The 1,730-nt window shown below is 43.5% G+C and carries 2 protein-coding genes; both read right to left on the bottom strand.

Annotated elements, in window-relative coordinates; translation table 11 throughout:
- On the bottom strand, positions 1-271 hold a 271-nt coding region (speD, locus tag F6K53_RS40185; RefSeq protein ID WP_293085677.1), incomplete at its 3' end, for an adenosylmethionine decarboxylase.
- A gap of 728 nt (positions 272-999) precedes the next feature.
- Positions 1,000-1,730: saccharopine dehydrogenase family protein (locus F6K53_RS40180; RefSeq protein WP_293085674.1), on the bottom strand; the 731-nt coding region annotated here is incomplete at its 5' end.

Genomic DNA, 1,730 nt, shown 5'->3' with positions numbered 1-1,730 from the left:
TCTCATGTCGCCCCCCCAGCTTGCCTTGACCACAGAAAAACATATCGGCGGCAAAATAACCATATTCGGGCCAGGTATGAATGGCAATATGGGACTCTGCTAAGGTCGCTGTTGCGGTAACGCCCTGGGGACTAAACTGGTGGACACACAGATCGATTAACATAGCTTCTCCTGCGGTAATTGCTGCTACAAGAGTTTGACGAATGATGTCTACATCGTTGAGTATGTCTGCTGGAGCTTGCCAAGCATCTACAATTAGATGAACTCCCATTTTTGCCGTTTCTTGTTGCTGCACATTTGTCAAAGTTTTTTCATTTACCAGAAGTTGCGGGTTATTAGAGACAATATTAACCTTTATAGTGTTTCTCTGGGAGCATTTCATTTTTGCAAATCATCAAATATATCTTTTTATGTGGGCGGTAGCCTCACCATTATACAGCTTAATCGGGTATGTTTATTCCAAAATAGAATGCTCCCATTTCTCGTACTTATGAGATAAAGTCAATTTTATTCCCCCGTTTTGATGAAGCACGGTCATGGGGATTTCCCTCAAGACCGCACTGGATCGCTACTCCCTACTCCGAAGCTATGAAGCTCTCTGCTCCCTAAAACAAATTACTAGTAAGTAGCTCACCGAGTTTTGGTTCTAGATCATATTCGATGATACATAAAACATAGCAACATAGCAATTGATAGAACCCTAAGTTTTAATGATGTCGATAAATGTTGCACAAAGCAGCCCAGATTCCCATGCCACTCCAGAACCAAGCTCTATGTAAATATCCAAGTGAGCATAGCGGGCTTTGAAGCTGGTGATCGGGAGCATGTCACTTATGCAGAACATTTGTACTAAATCTGTAGCCCCCTCATGGGTTTAAGCACGCTCTGATGGTACATAGTTCATTTATTCTGCAACGCAAGACCTGCTCCCCTGGTGATCAATTGTATCAGGTGTTTGATGTCATAGCTTTTAGAGGTGATCAGATTTGACCTGACTTACTAATCTGCAAACTCTTCTGAGTTGTTAATTGACTCATGCCACTCCAACCCATAGGTTCCAAGCTTTTCCAAAAAAGGATCCGGGTCAAGTTGTTCGACATTAAAAACTCCCTCACCTTTCCATGTGCCAGTGACGACCAGCAAAGCACCAAGCATTGCCGGTACTCCTGTAGTATAGCTGACCGCTTGTGCCCCTATTTCTTCATAAGCTTTTGCGTGGTCACAGTTATTGTAGATATAGTATGTTCTTGGTTTTCCATCTTTAACCCCTCGAATATGGCACCCAATGGAAGTCTTGCCTTGATAATTTTCACCCAGTGAGGATGGCGCAGGTAGGACAGCTTTAAGGAATTGCAAGGGGACGATCTGATGCCCTTCATAATCAATGGGCTCAATACTGGTTAATCCCACGTTCTGGAGGACTCTAAGGTGTGTCAGATAACTTTCTGAGAAAGTCATCCAGAAACGAGCCCGTTTAATGGTAGGAATGTGCTTGACGAGGGATTCAAGTTCTTCGTGATACAAGAGGTATGACTCCCTCTCTCCAATCTCAGGATAATTGATTGGGCGATGCACTGAGAACGGATCGACTTCTACCCAGGTGGAGTTTTCATAGTATCGTCCTTTTTGGGTAATTTCTCTGATGTTAATCTCAGGATTAAAATTGGTGGCAAAGGGACGACCGTGATCCCCTGCGTTGCAATCGACGATATCGAGATAATGAATCTGAT

The organism is Moorena sp. SIO4A1, assembly GCF_010672065.1.
Lineage (GTDB): Bacteria > Cyanobacteriota > Cyanobacteriia > Cyanobacteriales > Coleofasciculaceae > Moorena.
The sequence above is the reverse complement of the archived record's forward strand: the minus strand, read 5'-3'. Positions and strand labels throughout refer to the sequence as shown.